At 58.6% G+C, this 18,799-nt stretch carries 12 protein-coding genes and 2 rRNA genes; 7 read left to right on the top strand and 7 right to left on the bottom strand.

The annotated features are described in order from the left end of the window. Window positions 1-77: 77 nt before the first annotated feature. The 3 genes from rrf (BMS17_RS11255) to BMS17_RS11245 all read left to right on the top strand — a co-directional run bounded on the left by rrf (BMS17_RS11255) (window position 78) and on the right by BMS17_RS11245 (window position 2,614). Window positions 78-193, top strand: a 5S ribosomal RNA gene (gene rrf, locus BMS17_RS11255). Between the two features lie 105 nt (window positions 194-298). Then, window positions 299-414: ribosomal RNA gene (rrf, locus tag BMS17_RS11250) — 5S ribosomal RNA — on the top strand. A gap of 319 nt (window positions 415-733) precedes the next feature. Then, window positions 734-2,614, top strand: coding sequence for a methyl-accepting chemotaxis protein (locus tag BMS17_RS11245; protein ID WP_077430948.1), 1,881 nt, complete (start codon window positions 734-736; stop codon window positions 2,612-2,614). Window positions 2,615-2,739: 125 nt separating this feature from the next. On the opposite strand, the gene BMS17_RS11240 is transcribed toward BMS17_RS11245, so the two are convergent. From BMS17_RS11240 to BMS17_RS11220, 5 genes are all read right to left on the bottom strand, one after another. Further along, window positions 2,740-3,207, bottom strand: a complete 468-nt coding sequence (locus tag BMS17_RS11240) for an SRPBCC family protein (RefSeq protein WP_046033196.1) — start codon at window positions 3,205-3,207, stop codon at window positions 2,740-2,742. 23 nt (window positions 3,208-3,230) lie between these two features. Then, window positions 3,231-6,641 carry a non-ribosomal peptide synthetase gene (locus BMS17_RS11235; RefSeq protein ID WP_077430947.1) on the bottom strand — a complete coding sequence of 1,137 codons (3,411 nt, stop codon included), beginning with the start codon at window positions 6,639-6,641 and terminating at the stop codon, window positions 3,231-3,233. A 13-nt stretch (window positions 6,642-6,654) separates the two neighbouring features. Further along, window positions 6,655-7,584, bottom strand: a complete 930-nt coding sequence (locus BMS17_RS11230) for a diiron oxygenase (RefSeq protein ID WP_046033198.1) — start codon at window positions 7,582-7,584, stop codon at window positions 6,655-6,657. After that, the gene (locus BMS17_RS11225; protein WP_046033199.1) at window positions 7,581-8,357 is read right to left on the bottom strand and encodes a DUF3050 domain-containing protein; all 777 of its coding nucleotides are present in this window, start codon (window positions 8,355-8,357) and stop codon (window positions 7,581-7,583) included. The genes BMS17_RS11230 and BMS17_RS11225 overlap by 4 nt, the downstream gene beginning before the upstream one ends. A gap of 682 nt (window positions 8,358-9,039) precedes the next feature. Further along, window positions 9,040-9,750 carry a GntR family transcriptional regulator gene (locus BMS17_RS11220; protein WP_046033200.1) on the bottom strand — a complete coding sequence of 237 codons (711 nt, stop codon included), beginning with the start codon at window positions 9,748-9,750 and terminating at the stop codon, window positions 9,040-9,042. 218 nt (window positions 9,751-9,968) lie between these two features. Here BMS17_RS11220 and lapG point away from each other — a divergent pair, with 218 nt between their 5' ends. From lapG to BMS17_RS11200, 4 genes are all read left to right on the top strand, one after another. After that, complete coding sequence (gene lapG / locus BMS17_RS11215; RefSeq protein ID WP_046033201.1) at window positions 9,969-10,661, top strand: cysteine protease LapG; 693 nt, start codon at window positions 9,969-9,971, stop codon at window positions 10,659-10,661. Between the two features lie 14 nt (window positions 10,662-10,675). After that, the gene (gene lapD / locus BMS17_RS11210; RefSeq protein ID WP_077430946.1) at window positions 10,676-12,622 is read left to right on the top strand and encodes a cyclic di-GMP receptor LapD; all 1,947 of its coding nucleotides are present in this window, start codon (window positions 10,676-10,678) and stop codon (window positions 12,620-12,622) included. A gap of 486 nt (window positions 12,623-13,108) precedes the next feature. Then, window positions 13,109-13,390 carry a DUF6124 family protein gene (locus BMS17_RS11205; protein WP_077430945.1) on the top strand — a complete coding sequence of 94 codons (282 nt, stop codon included), beginning with the start codon at window positions 13,109-13,111 and terminating at the stop codon, window positions 13,388-13,390. A gap of 543 nt (window positions 13,391-13,933) precedes the next feature. After that, complete coding sequence (locus tag BMS17_RS11200) at window positions 13,934-14,209, top strand: DUF6124 family protein (protein ID WP_046033204.1); 276 nt, start codon at window positions 13,934-13,936, stop codon at window positions 14,207-14,209. Between the two features lie 158 nt (window positions 14,210-14,367). Here BMS17_RS11200 and BMS17_RS11195 read toward each other — a convergent pair whose 3' ends face one another. Together BMS17_RS11195 and BMS17_RS30925 are read right to left on the bottom strand one after the other, a co-directional pair. Further along, window positions 14,368-14,706 (bottom strand): hypothetical protein, encoded by a 339-nt coding sequence (locus tag BMS17_RS11195; RefSeq protein ID WP_007948790.1) that lies wholly within the window; start codon window positions 14,704-14,706, stop codon window positions 14,368-14,370. Between the two features lie 148 nt (window positions 14,707-14,854). Next, window positions 14,855-18,799 carry an immunoglobulin-like domain-containing protein gene (locus tag BMS17_RS30925; RefSeq protein WP_371916724.1) on the bottom strand — a complete coding sequence of 1,315 codons (3,945 nt, stop codon included), beginning with the start codon at window positions 18,797-18,799 and terminating at the stop codon, window positions 14,855-14,857.

Below are 18,799 nucleotides of genomic sequence, written 5' to 3'. Positions count from 1 at the left end.
ACTCACAAAACACCCAACTATCGCATACCCAATTTGCTGAAGCGCGGCCGACTGGCCACGATTCGGTACCCGAATTTCTTGACGACCATAGAGCATTGGAACCACCTGATCCCATCCCGAACTCAGCAGTGAAACGATGCATCGCCGATGGTAGTGTGGGGTTTCCCCATGTGAGAGTAGGTCATCGTCAAGATTAAATTCCGAAACCCCAATTGCGAAAGCAGTTGGGGTTTTGTTTTAGTAGAAGTCACCTATTTTGCTGGCACGTTACGGCTGTAACGGGCTGGTCACAGAATTTCTTGACGACCATAGAGCATTGGAACCACCTGATCCCATCCCGAACTCAGCAGTGAAACGATGCATCGCCGATGGTAGTGTGGGGTTTCCCCATGTGAGAGTAGGTCATCGTCAAGATTAAATTCCAAAACCCCTGTCTGTTAACGCAGACAGGGGTTTTGTCGTTTCAGGACGCCAAAAACCACAGAAACTAAAAAGCCAGCCTCTGGAAATCAGGAACTGGCTTTTCTATTTGTGTCTATTCCCGTTGGTACGCCGTTCGACCGGAGTCCTGGGCATTTCATACAAATTTCTAAGATTTCCCGCTCTGGTGCCGACAGACTGTTGAGACATGCGTGCACCAAAGTAGAGCGGTCGCAGAATGCCGTTTGCGCTGTTACATGGAATGTTGCAACTCGGAACGCATCCCCACTTTCTGCATAAGAAGTCCTATGAAATGAATCTCAAGTTCAGCCATAAAATCTTGTTGGCCGCCTCCGGCGTCGTCGTGCTGGCATTCGCGTTGTTCACTTTGTACAACGACTATTTGCAGCGGAACACCATCCGGCAAAATCTCGAAACCTCTGTCCAGCAAGCCGGTGATCTGACCGCCAGCAGCGTGCAGAACTGGATCAGTGGCCGGGTGCTGGTTCTGGAGAGCCTTGCGCAAAACGTTGCACACCAAGGCGTCAGCGCGGACCTTGCGGGCCTGATCGACCAACCGGCGTTCACCTCTAACTTCCAGTTCACTTACGTTGGCCAGGCCAATGGCGTGTTCACCCAGCGTCCTGTCGCGAAGATGCCGGACGGCTACGATCCGCGTCAGCGTCCCTGGTACAAACAAGCCGTTGCGGTCGACAAGACCATGCTGACCCCACCTTACATGGCAGCCGTTGGCGGTCTGGTGGTGACCATCGCCATGCCGGTGAAAAAGAACGGCGAGTTGCTTGGTGTAGTCGGCGGTGACCTGAGCCTGGAGACCTTGGTGAAGATCATCAACTCAGTGGACTTCGGTGGTATCGGTCACGCGTTCCTGGTCAGCGCCGACGGCCAGGTGATCGTCAGTCCGGACAAAGACCATGTCATGAAGAACCTGAAGGATATCTACCCGAACGCCGGTGTGCGGATCGAGAAGGGCAATCAGAACGTCACGTTGAACAAGCAGGATCGCATCCTCTCGTTCACCCCGGTGAGTGGTTTGCCGAATGCCCAGTGGTACATCGGTCTGTCGATTGATAAGGACAAGGCCTACGCGCCATTGAGCCAGTTCCGCACCTCGGCATTGATCGCAATGTTCATCGCCGTGACGGCCATTGCAGTGCTGCTGAGCTTGCTGATCAATGTGCTGATGCGTCCGTTGACGACCATGGGCCGCGCGATGCAGGACATCGCTCAGGGTGAAGGCGACCTGACCCGACGGCTATCCGTCGAAAGCAACGACGAGTTCGGTGAATTGGGCGGTTCATTCAATCAGTTTGTGGAACGTATTCACGCCTCGATCAGCGAAGTGTCTTCGGCCACCCGCCAGGTTCATGACCTGTCGCAACGGGTCATGACATCGTCCAACGCCTCGATCATCGGCTCCGACGAGCAAAGCGCTCGCACCAACAGTGTGGCCGCAGCGATTAACCAATTGGGTGCTGCTACCCAGGAAATTGCACGCAACGCTGCTGACGCTTCGCAGCATGCCAGTGGTGCCAGCGAGCAGGCGGACGATGGTCGTCAGGTGGTTGAGCGAACGATTCTGGCGATGACCGAACTGTCGCAGAAAATCAGCCTGTCCTGCACCCAAATCGAAACCCTGAACGCCAGCACCGATAACATCGGGCACATTCTCGATGTGATCAAAGGCATCTCCCAGCAGACTAATTTGCTGGCCCTGAACGCGGCCATCGAAGCGGCCCGTGCCGGTGAAGCGGGTCGTGGTTTTGCGGTGGTGGCGGATGAGGTACGCAACCTGGCGCACCGCACGCAGGAGTCAGCGGAGGAGATCCACAAGATGATCACCTCGCTGCAGATCGGTTCTCGTGAAGCGGTGACCACCATGAACGCCAGTCAGCTCTCCAGTGAACAGAGCGTCGAAGTGGCTAACCAGGCGGGCCTGCGACTGGTCAGCGTGACCCGGCGCATCGGCGAAATCGACGGTATGAACCAATCAGTCGCGGCGGCCACCGAAGAGCAGACCGCCGTGGTGGAAACGCTCAACGTCGACGTCAATCAGATCAACCTGCTGAACCAGCAGAGCGTGGCCAACCTCAATGAAACATTGAAGGATTGCGATGCCTTGTCTCAGCAGGCGAACCGGTTGAAGCAGTTGGTTGATAGCTTCAAAATCTGATTCAAAACCGCGTTATCGTTCAATCGCGGGCAAGTCGCACCGCCGCTCCCACAGGTTTCCGGTGATCCCTGTGGAAGCAGACTTGCCCGCTATGGCGGTAGATCAATCACCACCGAACGAAAGCCCTACGCAAATAACTTCAACACATTGTTCATCGCATCATCGGCAAACCCCTGCACAAAGTCCTTGAAGCCCGGCAGTGCCTCGGCACCTCCCTGCGCCGGCTCGGCGATGATGGTCCAGGTCGCGCGGGACTTGCCCGCGCCCAGGGGCTCAACGCTCATCGCTGCCCACAAATTGGCCACGCCCAACGTGTTGTAGATCGTGGTCCAGGTCATGTTCAACGCGTGGTCATTTCGCGAGTTGAGTTGTTCGACCACGAGGTTGCCGTCCTTGAAGAATTTCTTGCGCAAGGACGACACGCCTTCACCCGTCATTTCGATGTGCGACAGCGCCGGAATGAACCGATCGAAGCCGGCAAAGTTGCCGACGATTGCCCAGACTTCCTTGGCATCGGCCGGCACTTCCACCGAGGACACGACGTGGCAGCCTTGAGGATTTTTGATCAGGGTATCGGGTTGCAGAGTGCTCATGGTTTTGCTCCGTTTGGGTTGAATCAGATGAAGTTGATTTCTTTCAGGTAGTCGCAGCCACGACGCAGCAGCGCCGGGGATTTTTCCGGGTAATGCGCACCCATTTGCCGCACGCCGGCCTGGGCGTTGTCGTGGCCGATCATCGAGATGTCGCCGATGTCTTCTTCAAAGCCGTTGAGGTAAAACCCGAGCACGCCGAACAGAGCGTTGTCGCTGTCGACCCGGTCCAGTTGCTGCTGCCAGTCGGCGACGCTGACCATGGAGAACTCCCGCCCGGCCTCGCGAAAGGACGCCACGTAGTCGTCCCAGCTCAGGGGCTCGGGGTTGTGCAGGTTGAACACCGCTTTTTCAGGCTGATAGCGGCTGGCATGGAAGGCGATGAAGCGGGCGAGAAAATCCACCGGCATCAGGTCGAAATTCAGCGCGAACTCCGGTACACGACCGAGCTGGATCGAGCCTTTGAGCATCAGCATCAAGCGGTTTTTATGCGGCTGGCAGACGCCGGTCAGGCTGTTGAAACTGATGTTGCCGGGGCGATATAGGTTGACCCGCACCCCACGCTCGCGCGCCCGTTCAAGAATCCGTTCGCCAACCCACTTGGAGAGGTTGTAGCCATTCTTGATGTAGATCGGCGGGGTCGGCGCGGCGGGTAACTCCAGGACTCGGCCATCGGCGGTAATCGTGCTGGAGGCCGAGAGCGTGGAGACGAAATTGAAAATTTTCTTGCTGCGCCCTTCACACAACCTCAGACACTCGAAAATCGGCTCGACGTTGTCCCGCGCCAGCGACTCGTAATCGAGTACGTGATTGACGTTGGCCGCGTTGTGCACCAGTGCACCAAACTCTTGGTCGAGGCGCTCGTAAACTTCACTGGAAAGCCCCAGGAATGGACGGGCAATGTCCGCTGCGTAAACCCGCACCCGACTCAGGTCCAGATGCTCCAAGCGGTTTTCGCGCAAGGCATGAGCAAAGCGCTCAGCCGCCGTTTGCCCCCCGCCATCGCGCACCAGGCACGCGACTTCCGTGGCGCCCCAACCCAACAGCGCCTCGACAATGTGCACACCCACAAAACTGTTGGCGCCGGTGACGATCACCTTGTGCACATCGCCCATTTTGCTGACCGGCAACGGCTGAATATCCAGCTCACGGAAAGCATCGGCCAGTGCCTTTTCGCTCAGCACTTCTTCAGTACCAGAGCCACGCACCAAGGTCGCCAACTTCGCAATGGTCGGCAGCTCGATGAAGCGATTGATGGAGATGCTGCGACCAAACTCCTCGCGTAATCGCAGCAACATGCGCGACAACAGAATCGAGTGGCCGCCCAGATTGAAGAAGCTTTCGTCGGTAGAAATATCGCTGGCCGGCAGCTCCAGCAACTCGGCCCAGATCTCCAACAGCAGCCCCTCATCGGCACTGGCCGGCAAACGTCGCGTGGTGTTTTCCAAGACGCTGACCGACATTGAAAGCAACGCCTTGCGGTCGACTTTGCCGTTGCTGGCGAACGGCATGCTTTGCAATTCGGTCCAGGCGCCGGGTTGCATGTAGTCCGGCAAAAACTGCACCGCGTGAGCCTTCAAGGCTTCGCGAGCGGCGCCGGGCCGGTCTTCCTGAGGCTGCGCGAGGAAGGCCAGAATTCGCCGCTGACTGTCGATGACCACCGCCACCTGGCGGTACAACTGGCTGTCGCGCAGGCAGCGCTCGATCTCTTCCGGTTCCACCCGAAAGCCGCGAATCTTCACCTGATTATCCCGGCGCCCACACAACTCAACGCCGTCGCCGGTCCACTTCGCCATGTCGCCGGTACGGTAGGCGCGCAGGGTTTTGCCACCCGGCACATTCAGCTCCAGATAGCGCTCGGCGGTCTGCTGCGGGTTGTTCAGATACCCCAGGCACACCCCCGGCCCGACGATGTACAACTCGCCTACCGTGTGGTCAGTGACCGGTTGCAAGTCTTCATCGAGGATCAGCACCTGGCTGTTGGCAATTGGCGCGCCGAGGGTTCGATTGCTGTCACCGGTACGCAACTGTCGCGCGGTAATCAGCACCGTGGCTTCGGTCGGGCCATACAGGTTGTAGAGCTTGCCCTGGCGCGTCAGTTGCTCGATTACCCAGGGTTCGCAAACGTCGCCGCCAGTCATCACATGATCCAGCACCTGCAACTGATCCAGCGGCAGAATGCTCAACAAGGCCGGTGGCAAAAAACCGTGGCTGAGTTGTCGGTGGCGGATCAGTTCGACCAGTTGCAAGGGGTCACGACGTTGATCGTCACTGGGCACGACCAGTTCGGCGCCCTGAAGCAAGGTCGGGAAAATGTCGATCAGCGATGAGTCGAAACTCAACGAAGAAAACTGCAGCACCCGACTGTGCTCGGTGAGTTGTACGTAGTCGGCATACCACGCCGTGAAATGCGCGAGGTTGGCCTGACTGAGCAGCACGCCTTTGGGATGCCCGGTGGTGCCCGAGGTATAGAGCGCCATGCACGGCGCATCGAGATCGGGTCGGTGGCGCATCAACGCTTGTTCGAGGTCCGCGTCTTCGGCGTTGATACGGCTGATGTCCAGCCCCGGCGTGTCATCGGCAAGTGGATGCTGGCCGTCATGCAGCAACAACACGGCCCCGGCATTGGAAAGAATGTACTGCTGACGTTGCAGAGGATGGCTCGGCTCCAGCGGCAAATACACCGCGCCGCTGCCGAGAATCGCCAGGATCCCCGCATACAGCGCGCTGCATTTGGGCAGGCAGATTGCGACCACCAACGGCCCTTCATGTTGATCGAGCAGTGGCTGTAACCGCTGCTGAATAGCACGGCTGTGCGCGTGCAATTGCCGATAGCTCAGCGTCGTCTCGCCGATCGTCAGCGCGGGACGCTCGGCCGACTGGTGGAGGCGTTGTTCGAGACGCTCGATCATCGGGATCTGAGCCAGCTTCCGCAGCCAGGATTGCTCGGTCAGGTTGAGCGCGTGGACGAAGGCCAGGTGTTCCAGAAACAGCAGGTTTTCCACCCGCTCAAAATGAGCGGGAGCGGCCGGTTCGGTGTGCAGGAAATAGTCGGCATCGCGGGAGAAGCGGCTGACCAGCAGCCCGACGTGATCCAGCAACTCTGCCACGGCTCGCAGGCGCAATGCCTGGCCATTGCCGCCAGGTTCGTCGGTGATCGGTACGCGAGTGAACAAGGCAGAGTTATACGTGCACAACACGTCCAGCGGCGGCAAACCGCAAGCCTGCGATGCGCCGACACCCAGTTGCAGCGTCAGTCGCGGTGTTGCGTCGAAGCCGGCAAACGGCAGACTCGCATCGTCGATCAGCAAATCAAACGACGACTGCTCGTTGAGCGCGTCGAACCGCACTAACGAATGACCGTGCTGTTCAAGTTCCAGCGCCAGGTCGGTCAAGGCCTGGCTTTGCCCAATGAGTAAAATGTCGAGACGTCTCATGGTGTTCTCCTCGTTAAACCAGGTAGTCGCAGAGGGCGTCTTGCACGCACGGCGAATCGAGCAGCGAACTGCTGCGGAAAAACCGAACGATGTTGGCGACTAACGGGTGATGACGGTTGATCGGGAAGGCCAGTCCCGAGACTTCGCGCTTGAGTGCCTGACGAGCCGTCTCGCTGATCTGCAAGGACTCGATCAGGCGCAAGTCGAAGGACTTCTGAATATCGTTGGTCAGGTAATGGCCAATGAACACCGGCAGAATCTGCGCAATGCAATGGCGATCGTCTTCGCTCGCGGTGTGCCAGTAGATGCGCACCAGCCGCGCCCAGAAGCCGGAGTGGCGACCTTCGTCGAGCAAGTGATCGGCCATCAGGCCTTTGATCGACTGCTTGACCGTGTCGTCCTTGGCAAACGCCGCGACATCGCCGGTCACGGTGTTCTCGGCAATGGCCACGCAAATCAATTCGACGGGGCTGCGCAGGTGCTCCGGCGCGAGCGCCACGGCTGCCGGGATGGCTCGACTGAGTTCGATTTCATCTGGCAGCACCATCGGCGCAATGCCGGTCAGGGCAATGGTCTGCTGCATGAAGTCCATGGCGACCAAGGCGTGGTAATCCTCGTCCACCACCACGGTCATGGCGTCGTAACGGCAAGCGAACGGGAACGCCACGGCGAAGCGATTCTTGGCGATGCTGCGAGCGGTCTTGTCGACGATCTCGGTTTCGAAAATCACCACATCATTGATGAACTTGTAGAGCGTCTGCACCAAGGCGAAGTCCCGTTGCTCCGGGCATTCGCGCAGGAAGGTTTCGCTCAGCACCAGCGGTTGGCGACTCAAGGGATAGATCAGCTTGTCGTCGTTTTCCAACATCCGCCGTGGGCGAGTGCGGATCGTCGCGCGGCTTTCCCAGGCGTCGGCGAAGGATTGGTAGTCGGCGGCGTTCATGCGCTCACCTCCGGCAAAGGCTCGCCCATGCTCAGACGCAGGCCGTCCCACAGTGCGATGCGACTTTCTACGGCGGCAATGGCGCTGGCGTAGACGTCTTCTTCGCGTTGCGGATTGCCATCGACCAACCGGGCGAGCAGTTTTTCCGCTGCCGGGCCGTGGTCTTCGGAGTCAACTTCGATGTGCCGCTCCAGGTAGTAACGGAAGGTCGGCGCTTGTTCGATGCCAATACCCCAATCGTCGAGAATGCGCTGGAACATCTGCGGAATCACACTCTCACGACCATGTAAAAACGCCGCGGCAACACTGTGCCCCGGGGCATGCAACGCCGTGTGCAAGGTGTGCCGAACGAACTGCGCCGCCGCCGGATCAACGTCCACGCTTTGCAACGCGACGTCGTAGCTAACGCCTTCTTGTTGCAACGCGACAAAGCGCTCCACCGCGACCGTACTGGCGCCGACTTCGCGCATCGCATCCAGATACAACTCAAAATGGCTGTAATGACCGTGGGCAGGACGATCATCGGACTCTTCACCCAACACGATTTCATTGATCAGGCGCGCGGCCTGCGGATCTCGTGGCGGTAGCCAGGGCAGCTGAACGCAGGTCAGTTCTTGTTGCAGGCGCTTGGTCAGCGACATGAAATCCCACACGGCAAATACATGGGTTTCCATAAAGCGTTGAAGTACCGACAGCGAATGTATTTCAGAAAAGATCGGGTGCGCACTAAGTTCTGCTTTCTTCTGGTTGAGGCGGTCTTTGTTCGGTTTCATGAGCGAACCTATATGTGATCGAAAGTGCGATTAAGGAAGTTTCGGCCAATAAGCCTCTGTCGTTTAAAGTTTTCTGTGGGCGAGCAAAGGCCTCAGGCTAATGGGGCTGTATGAGTGAGTAGTGGTCCGCAGATAAAGGGTTGCAGGCCTGTGTTCAGTGGGGCGAACAAAAACTAATACACGAATAAAGTATCCGGCAAGTTATTTTTTAATTAAATGAAAGTTCATATTTTTCGAGTGCGACAAGTTCCGATAAAACTTTGGGTTTAAGTTTTATTTGGACGTAGCTGCTCCTTTCGACTAATGAAAGTCAAAATTCAAATGAAGAGTGAATGCCTCACTCGTAGCAACTTTCTTAGATAAATCAATGAGGTGACTTTAGAGGGTGGAAGTTGGCCGGGACCAACGCCGGTGCTTCCGTTCCCGTGACAAGACTCCTTCCTTAGGTTCTTGGTGCGGGGACTGTTGCACAGGTGCGCAGCGTCGCCCGTTCATTGGTTGTTGGCAGTCCAAGAGTGAGCGTAAATCACGGCAGCCGCTATCGCTGAGATGTCATCTTCTCAGTGCAATAACGGGGCTTGGGAGGGGGAAATCGAGGGCAAGGCTTTAGCGTGGGGTTCTGCGCCGTCGTGACAAGCGAAAACGAGCAGTTTGATCTGCTCGCTCAACTTGCCAGAACGGTTTACCGGGAGGTTTTCTTGTTCAGCGCTTCAGGGCTGGCGAGGTAGCGTGTAATGACCTCGACACCCCGATTGAGGTGATTCTCGAGCATCGTTACCGCGCGCTCGATGTCGCGGTCTTCCACCGCCAGTAACATCGCTCGGTGATCATCCTGGGACAGTTTGCCCAAGCCCATCGCTTCGAGGTTGAAGCGCAGGAAGCGTTCTTCCTCGTTCAACCCTTCTTCTATCAGACCGAGAAGGCGACGGTTAGGCGCCTTGACGTACAGCGACATGTGGAACAGGCGATTGAGCCGACCGATCTCCGAGTAGTCGTGCTCTGTCTCCATGTCGTCGATATGACGGGCCGCTGCTTCGAAGTCTTCTTTCTCAAGCAGTGGAATCGACAGTCGCAGCGCTTCAGATTCCAACAAAATCCGCAGTGCATAGGTTTCAACCGCATCGCCCTGCACCAGCGGTGCGACGACGGCGCCTTTGTGGGCGACTACGTTGAGCAGCGCCTGGGCTTCGAGCTGGCGCAAGGCTTCGCGCACGGGCATGCGGCTAACCCCGAACAAATCGGCCAGGTCTTGCTGGCGCAATGCAGTGCCGCAAGGGATGCGTCCATCGAGAATCGCCGCGCGCAGCGTTTCTTCGATCACCGAACGTGCAAGGTGGGCGGGAATAGGCCCGCTGACCTTGATGCTGCTGAGAGGGTTGGTCTTTTGTGGCACTACTACGCACCCTATTCGACTGAAATATTTGGATCCAAATGGACACTAGAGACTGCAATGGAGCTTGTCAAACAAGTCAGGTTTTCAATCGCACTCTTTTTATGTCAATCACAATACAAGTCTAGCGTGCCGTTCGTGATTGCACCGTGCCATTGTCTTTTATCGGGCTAACCTGCACCATCGACCGAATACCATTTGCCTGATCTGGATGCCTCGCATTGGCGGTACGTTTCGCGATCCCACGGACTTTGCGCCGGCTGTGCTGTGCGCTGCTACTGGCCGGCCTCATGCTGGGCGGCTTGCAGGCCGATTGGGATTTTTCGCTGATTAGCCGCCGTGCGCAAGCCTTATACGGACCGTTAGGTGAAGGGCAGCAACGGATCGATGCCTGGCAGCATTTGCTGGCCACTCAGAAGCAAGTCAGCGAGCAAGAACAGCTCAAAGTGGTCAACCTGTTCTTCAACAAGCAGGTGCGTTACGTCGAGGATATCGACCTGTGGCACGAGGTCGACTATTGGGAAACGCCCATCGAAGCGCTGTGGAAGGGCGCCGGTGATTGCGAAGATTATGCGATTGCCAAGTATTTCAGCCTGCGTCATCTCGGCGTCTCCAGTGACAAGTTACGCATCACCTACGTCAAGGCGTTGCGCCAGAATCGGGCGCACATGGTGTTGACCTACTATTCGAGCCCCGAGGCCATGCCGCTGGTGCTCGACAGCCTGATCAACGAGATAAAACCAGCCAGCCAGCGGACCGATCTGTTACCCGTCTACTCTTTCAATGCCGAAGGTCTGTATTTGCCCGGCGCCAAGGGCAATAAAAAAGTCGGCGACACCAAGCGCCTGTCCCGCTGGCAGGACGTGTTGAAGAAAATGCAGGCCGAAGGTTTCCCGGTCGAAACGACTAACTAGGAGCACGCGCTCAGATGTCTTTGTTCAAACAGCTGTTGATCGCAATCTGTCTGTTCCTGGTCGTCGCCTTCACCGGTAGCTTCATGGTCAGTCTGGAAAGCTCGCGCACGCAGTACGTCAACCAGTTGCGCTCCCACGCCCAGGACGCCGCGACGGCACTGGCGCTGTCCCTGACGCCGAACATCGACGACCCGGCGATGGTCGAGCTGTTGGTGAGCTCGATTTTCGACAGCGGTTACTACGCGAACATCCGCGTGGTCGACCTGAGCAACGACAAAACCATCGTCGAACGCAGCGGGATTCCGGCGGTGAACAACGTGCCGGACTGGTTCGTCAAAATGATCGGCCTTGAAGCCGCGGGCGGCGATGCGATTGTCAGCCGGGGCTGGGAGCAGGCGGCACGGGTCGAGGTGGTCAGCCACCCGATGTTCGCGTTGGCCAAGTTGTGGCAGAGCGCGTTGGGCAGTCTGGGCTGGTTGTTGCTTTGCGGCGCTGTGAGCGCGGCGCTGGGCGCGTTGTTGTTGCGCCGGCAATTGAAGCCGCTGGACTACATGGTCCAGCAATCCCACGCCATCGCCCGCCGCGAGTTCCTCAGCCTGCCGGAACTGCCACGCACCCCGGAACTGCGCCGCGTGGTGCAGGCAATGAACCAGATGGTCGAGAAGCTCAAGGCGCTGTTCCAGGAGCAGGCCGAGCGCAGTGAAAAACTGCGGGTCGAGAGCTATCAGGACAACCTGACCGGGCTGGCCAACCGTCGTTATTTCGAGATGCAATTGAACGCCCGGGTGAGCAACCCGGAGCAGGCCAGTTCGGGATATCTGCTGCTGTTGCGGGTCAAGGACCTGGCCGGATTGAACCAGCGGTTGGGCGGCCAGCGTACCGACCAGTTGTTGAAAGCCGTGGGCGAGCAGTTGTCCCGCGAGTGTGCCAAGTACCCCGAAACCCAAAACCTCGTCACGCGGATTCGCGGCGGTGAGTTCGCTGTGCTGGCGCCGGGGCTGGTGCGTGAAGAAGCGTTGCAACTGGCGCAGAACCTCGACAGTGCCTTGGCGAGCCTGCATGCGACAGGCGCCACCGATGTAGCCTCGGTGGCGTCGATCGGGTTGGCGCCTTTCGTTCATGGCGACTCGCCGCAAGCGGTGCTCGGGCTGGGTGATCAGGCGTTGGCCCAGGCGGAAGCCCAGGGCGAGCCGAGTTGGGCGTGCCTGGATCACAGCGCATCGGCCAGTGTCGGCGATGACCATCATGCGTGGAACAACTTGCTGGACCAGGCGTTGGAGCAGCGGCGGTTCCAGTTGTATTTCCAGCCGGTCGTGGCCAGCCAGGACACCCAGTTGGTGCTGCATTACAAAGTGCTTTCGCGTTTGCTCGACGAACAGGGGCAGACCATTCCCGCCGGGCGCTTCCTGCCATGGCTGGAGCGTTTTGGCTGGACCGCGCGGCTGGATCGACTGATGCTGGAATTGGTGCTTGAGCAGATGGCCGACCACGAAGAGTCGCTGGCGTTGAACCTGTCGTCGGCGACGTTGGGCGATCCGCAGGCGCTGAATAAAATCTTCGAGATTTTGCGCGCCCATTCCAATCTGGGCCCGCGCCTGACGCTGGAAATCGGCGAGGAACAACTGCCAGAGCAAGCGATGCTGGAAGAGCTGACGCGGCGCCTGCGAGAACTCGGCTTCTCCTTGAGCCTGCAGCGCTTTGGCGGCCGCTTCAGCATGATCGGCAACCTGGCGCGGCTGGGGTTGGCGTACCTGAAGATCGATGGTGGGTACATTCGGGCGATTGATCAGGAGAGCGACAAGCGTCTGTTCATCGAGGCGATCCAGCGCGCGGCGCACAGTATCGATTTGCCGTTGATTGCCGAGCGGGTCGAGACTGAAGGGGAGTTGTCGGTGATTCGGGAAATGGGGATCTATGGGGTTCAGGGGCAGTTGTTTGGTGAGCCCAAGCCTTGGCAATAAATTTTTGATATCAGTCGTCAGCCAGTCCGTCTTCGCGAGCAAGCCCGCTCCCACATTGGATTTTCAGCAAACACAGTATTTGTGAACGACAGGGATCCAATGTGGGAGCGGGCTTGCTCGCGAAGGCGTCCGTGCAAACACTGGGAAATCTGAAGGAAAACTCCTAGGAGATTTCCTTAGAGTTGCGTCGGTTTTGGTGAACTTGTTCCGGGTAATGCGCAGGTCTAGTCTGGCCTTGTCACTGAATAATCGGTGACACGGACGTGCAAGTCCGGGTAAAAACCACATCCAAACACTGCCTCTGGCCGTTCATCAGGCATTTTTCATGCTTGTTGCGATTGCTTTATGGCGGCTGTGTGCGGGAGACCTTCGGGTCTGCCGAGGTTAGGGCGTCGGTTACTCGGTCTTGCACCCCGCACATAGCTGCCACCTTATTCGCGTGCAAGCGAACCGGGTCAGCCTCTTTGTAATCATTGAGACCACGCCATGTTCAAAGTAACGCCCAATCCGCCTTCTCCCCGCAGAGGCCATCTCTTCACCGTCTCCCCCGACATCCCCACCGAAGCCCTTCTCGCCAACACCTCCGAAGACCTGCGCTCCATCAGCGCCATCGCCGCCGATCTTGCAGACGATGTCGAAGGCTCACGCCGCTGTTTAGCGCTGGGGCTTAGCCGGATAGCCGATGGGGTTCATTTATTGGTGGAGCGGGCGCTGGATCACCTTGAATCGCCAGAGTTGGCGCCGGGTTCGGAAGGATTGCCAGGCTAGTTCTTGATCGTTCCCACGCTCTGCGTGGGAACGCAGCCCGTGACGCTCTGCGTCACATCGGTGCCAGGCGAAATGCCGGTGGCGAGGCTGGAACCGGAACGCGGAGCGTCCCTTGAGGCATTCCCACGCGGAGCGTGGGAACGATCTGGAACGACCGAAATCCCTGTAGGAGCCGAGCTTGCTCGCGATGGCGTCAGTGCAGTCACCGAAAAATCTGAAGGCAAATTCCTAGGAGATTTCCTGCGAGTTGCGTCGGTTTTGGTGAACTTGTTCCGGGTAATGCGCAGGTCTAGTCTGGCTTTGTCACTGAAAATTCGGTGACACGGACGTGCAAGTCCGACCAAACTGTTTAGGTTGCGTATTGCCATATCTCACGATGAGCATTTGTATGCTCGCTGCTTTATGGCGGCTGCGCGCAGGAGATCTTCGGATCTGCTGGGTGTCCTAAACAGTCCCGGTCTTGCACACCTGCGCACGGCCGCCACCCTATTCGCGTGCAAGTGAACGGTGACGGTCTCAACTTACTGTTTAGGAGTTTTTCTTATGTTCAAAGTAACGCCAAATCCGCCTTCTCCCCGCAGAGGCCATCTCTTCACCGTCTCCCCCGACATCCCCACCGAAGCCCTTCTCGCCAACGCCTCCGAAGACCTGCGCTCCATCAGCGCCATCGCCGCCGATCTTGCAGACGATGTAGAAGGCTCACGCCGCTGCGTTGCGCTAGCGATTAGCCGAATGGCCGATGGGGTTCATTTATTGGTGGAGCGAGCGCTGGATCTCCTTGAATCGCCAGAGTTGGCGCCGGGGTCGGTCAAGGTTTAGCGGGATGGTTTTGAGGTGAATTGAAGGCCGCCATCGCGAGCAAGCTCGCTCCCACATTGGACTTCAGTCGTTCACACAAACTGTGTTCACTGAAGATCAACTGTGGGAGCGAGCTTGCTCGCGATGGCGCCAGAACAGACACCAAAAAAGGCGGGGCCTTAGATCAACCCCGTCTCTTCATCATCAATCAAATGACTCAATCCGCCCAAGGCTTCACGGGCCTGGGTCCGGTCCATCAACTTGGCCTGTGCCGCTGGCGGCAGGTCGGTGACGCGGATCACGCCTTTGCTGGTCAGCACCTGGATCAAGTCGTCGAGTACCCGGATCATTTCCAGGTCGCTCTGCTTGAGCTGTTTGAGGCTGGTCTCCATCACTTCGTTGGCATACCAGGCCTGGATTTCATGGTGGTCAGCCGGCAGCGTTTCCGTGGCCTCGGCGTAGGCCGCGGCTTCCACGCGCACTAACTGGCCTTGCGCATCGCGTTGCACGTAGAACATTGAGCATCCCTCAGAAATGGACCAGCGTCATGCTGTCAGCAGCATAGGCCAACTGGACGCGAGTATGCGGTGCGGCGACGAAATCGTCACCGTGGTGAAGGTCGCAAACGTGACGGCCGCCCCATAAGGGCGGCCGTTTTTCGTTTGATCAGCTATTGTTGTGGTCGATTTTGATGGTCGGGTCGCTGCCGGCAATCAACGAGTTGATGTTGGCGCTGGACCAGTTGTTGCCTTCGAGCTTGATCGTCACGTCCGGTGTCGCGGCTGCCGCGTCGCCGGAGTTGAACTTGCCGCCCGAGCTGACTTGCAGCGACGACACGCCATCGACGGTGCTGATTTTCAGGAAGTTGTCGATGGTGCTGCCGCTCTCGCCCTGCAACAGATCACCCAGGTCAATGCGGTCACCTTCGCTGGCCTTGAAGTCCTTGATCACGTCATTACCGGTGTCGCCAGACTTCCACACGAAGGTGTCGCCACCCGAACCGCCAATCAGGATGTCGTTGCCCTGGCCGCCCATCAGCGAGTCGTTGCCAGTGCCGCCGAGCAGGATGTCATTGCCCTTGCCGCCGTCGAGGTTGTCGTTGCCCCCCGAGCCGAAGAGGATGTCGTTACCCGCGCCGCCCAACAATGTGTCGCTGCCGTCATGGGCGCCGGACACATCAAACGCGGTGTAGTGCTCGGTGATGAACTGGTGCACGTTGCTGGTGGTGACTTTGCTGACGTCGACGCCGGTCTGCTGGGCAACGAACGCCTGCATCGCCTGATAACCCTCGCCGGCAACGCCGTTGAAGCTCACGAGGTCGCCGAACAGGATGTCATTGCCGTCACCGCCATTGACCGTGTCGGAACCTGGTTGTGTCGCTTCGGTGTGACCGATGATCGAGTTGGCCAGGTTACTCGGATCAATGTTGGTTTGCGGCGCATGGTCCGAGTCGTACGGTTTCAGGTCGGTAAGGGTGACACCCTTGTTCAGACCAATGGCTTCAACGTTGGACACATTGCTCAGCAGCGCGAAGCTGGAGGTGGAGTTATCGACGAGGGTCTGTGTATTGCCGCTGTCCGTCAGGGTCGACAACTCGTAAGTACCATCGCCCTGCGCGTGAATGGTGCCCACGTCGCTGGCTTTCCAGTTCTTGGAGCCTACCAAGGTGTACAGCGTCGCAAACCCGTCACTGTCGATGGTCAGTTTGTGAGTACTGTCGATTGTCGTGGAGAAGGTATCGCCCGGCTTGTAATTGCTGGTTTTCACCACGTCATCGAGCTTCACGCTACCGTACAGCGTCGGGTTGGGCTGCTCGCCCGTCTGGTAGTAGTTCGGCTGGCCGTCGGTGATGAAGTACGTGAGGTTCTTCGCCCCGGTGTTGGCCACGGCGGCGGCGCTCTGGAACCAGTTGGCCGTGGTTTTGAATACATCTTCGTAGTTGGTCACGCCGCCGGACGACATCGAGTCCAGTACCGATTTGAGCAAGGTCAGGGCATCCGGATTTTTCAGGTCGACCGATACCGATCTGTTGACCTGGGTATCGAAGTCCACCAGGAAGATGTTCACCGTTCCTGAGTTGCCGCCCATGCTCTGCTTGAGGGTGTTGAACACCGACGTCAGCGAGTCTTTGGCGGCGTTGATCGACGACGAACTCATGCTGCCCGAACTGTCGACCATGAACGCGATGTTGTAGTTGGTGCCTGGGACCACGGTCAGGCCGCCGATGTCGGCGACTATGATGTCGTTGCCGTCAGTGCCGGTGAGGGTGTCACTGGCTGCCGTGGCTGTGACCGCGTTATAGACCGCCGGGTAAACCGTGACCGGTATCGTCGCGGTGCTTGGCGCCGAGCCGCCGAGAGACTCGGTGGCGGTCGACGTCACGGTCAGGTTGAACTGACCGTTGTAGTACGGCGGCGGGGTCACGCTCAGGGAGCCGAGGTTCCAGCCGGTGACGTTGGCTTCGCCGGACGTCGCGGTGGCGGTGAAGGTGTGACCGGCGCCATCGGTGAGTACCGAGCCCGCCGGGATGCCACTGATTTTCACGCTCAGGCTTTCGGAGCCGTCGGTGTCGGTCAGATTCGTGGTGATTGCGGACAGATGAACGCTGGCGCCTTCGGCGCCGGTGTTGAGTTTGTATCCATCGTAATAGCCTTCACCGTTGGTGCCGTGCAGGTCGGAAACCGTCACGCCGGCAGCCGCCAGGTCCGCCACGCCGGTATACAGCGGCACGCCCGCGCTGCTCAGGTCGACTGCCGCACCGCCGTTGACCGACAGGTTGACGTCATAGCTGCCCGGGCCGCTTTGGTTGTGGTGGTAGATGTCCAGGGTGTAGTAACCGCTGGTGGTCGGGGTGAACGAACCGTTCAAGCCGCCACCCGCGCCCCACAAGGCGCTGGCCACACTTTTGCCGCCGATGGTCACTAGCAGACTGTCATCGCCGGTGCCGCTGAAAGTGTAAGTCTTGCCGGCTTCGAGGTAGATCAGGCCGGAGGTTTTCGAGGCGGTGCCAGAGGCAACATCGCCACTGGATTGCACGTTACTGACGGTGCTGCTGCTGTTCGGTTTGCCGGCGGCATCGATCACCGATTTCAGCGTATCGGTTGGCGCGCCGTTGCCGTTGGTGCCCAGGCCGGTCAGGCCGGTCCAGACGTCCTTGATCAAGCCCGTCGAAGTGACGTTGTTGCTGGCGACGTTCAGTGTTGGCGCATCCGCCACCGGGGTGATATCGACTTTCAGGGTCGCTTCGGTGCCCTGGTTGAAGCCGTCGGTAGGCGTGAACTTGATTTGCGCGTAGTCGGCGGCCTTGTTGCCGATGCCCGAGCCACCGTAACCGTCCGCGCCTGATTCGTTGACGCCGGGGCGGAACGTCAGTTTGCCGGCGGCAATATCGGCCTGGCTGATGGTCTGGCCCAAGCTGACCGGCACACCGTTGAAGAACAGGGTGCCACCGCCCGCCACCTGAGTGATGGTGATGCCCAGTGGGCTGTCATTATCGACGTCGGTGACCTTGAAGTCGTTCCAGGTCAGGGTGATGGTCGAATCTTCGAGGCCGGTGACCGCACCGCCGGCGGAGACGGGCGCGTGGTCGTTGTCGATGATGTTTGTGCTGACATCTTTGTGGCCCGAGTCGATACCCAGGTTCTCGAAGTTGCCGCCGCTGACCGAATCAATGGTGACCTTGAAGTTCTCGGTTCCTTCGACCAGCTTGTCATGCGCGGTGTTGATATCGAACCCGGCGCTATTGCTGTTGGCCGCAATCTTGACGACGAGCACACCGGAGTAGTCCACGCCATTGGTCGCGGTGCCGCTGTACTTCAGGGTGACGAACACATCGGTCTGAGCGGTATTACTCAGGGTCAGTGTGTAATGCGCAGCCTGGCCTTCGTTCACCGACGTGTCGCCGCTGATACCCACGGTGGTCCTGTCGCCTTGGTCCGAAGGCTCATCGGTAACCGTGGTGGTCAGTTGGGTGTCGCTCAGGGTCAGCTTTTCGAAGTTGCCGCTGCCTGTCACCGATTCGAGCTTGTTGACCAGCGACGGCTGGCCGCCGGTGTACACGTCGTTATGGGTGGCCACGGTCGCGGAACCGCTGGTGCTGTTGGCCGGCACGGTGATGAAGGTGCCGTCGGTGAGCTTGAAGGTCAGCGCATCGTGGTTGCCGATGGCGATGCCGTCCTTGTTGGTCAAGGTCACGGTGTAGGTGACCTGACCGCCTTCGGTGACGGTGGTTTTGTCCACGGTCAGTTTGGCGATGACTTCGCTGGTGGTGTCGGTGATGATCACCGACGCCGGGTTACCCATCACCAGATTTTCCAGTGCGGTGCCACCGGAAGTCGCGCCGCTGATGCCCAGCGTCACGGTGCTGCCGTCGTTGTAGACGTCTTCGCCCTGAGGCGACAGGGTATGGGTTTTTTCCGTTTCGCCCGCGGCGAAGGTCACGGTCTGGCCGTTGCTCAACGTCACGGTCAGGGCAACATCCTGGGCCTTGTCGAGCTTGACGGTGAAGCTCGGGGCCTGGTTTTCCAGCACCGCGCCGTTGCCGACGATGGTGATGCCGACCTGGTCGCCGTGGTTGTCGATTGAGGTTCCCGAACCGGCTTCGTCAGTCAC

This window comes from Pseudomonas sp. C9, from assembly GCF_002000165.1.
GTDB lineage: Bacteria > Pseudomonadota > Gammaproteobacteria > Pseudomonadales > Pseudomonadaceae > Aquipseudomonas.
This window is presented reverse-complemented; position numbering and strand designations above follow the sequence as displayed.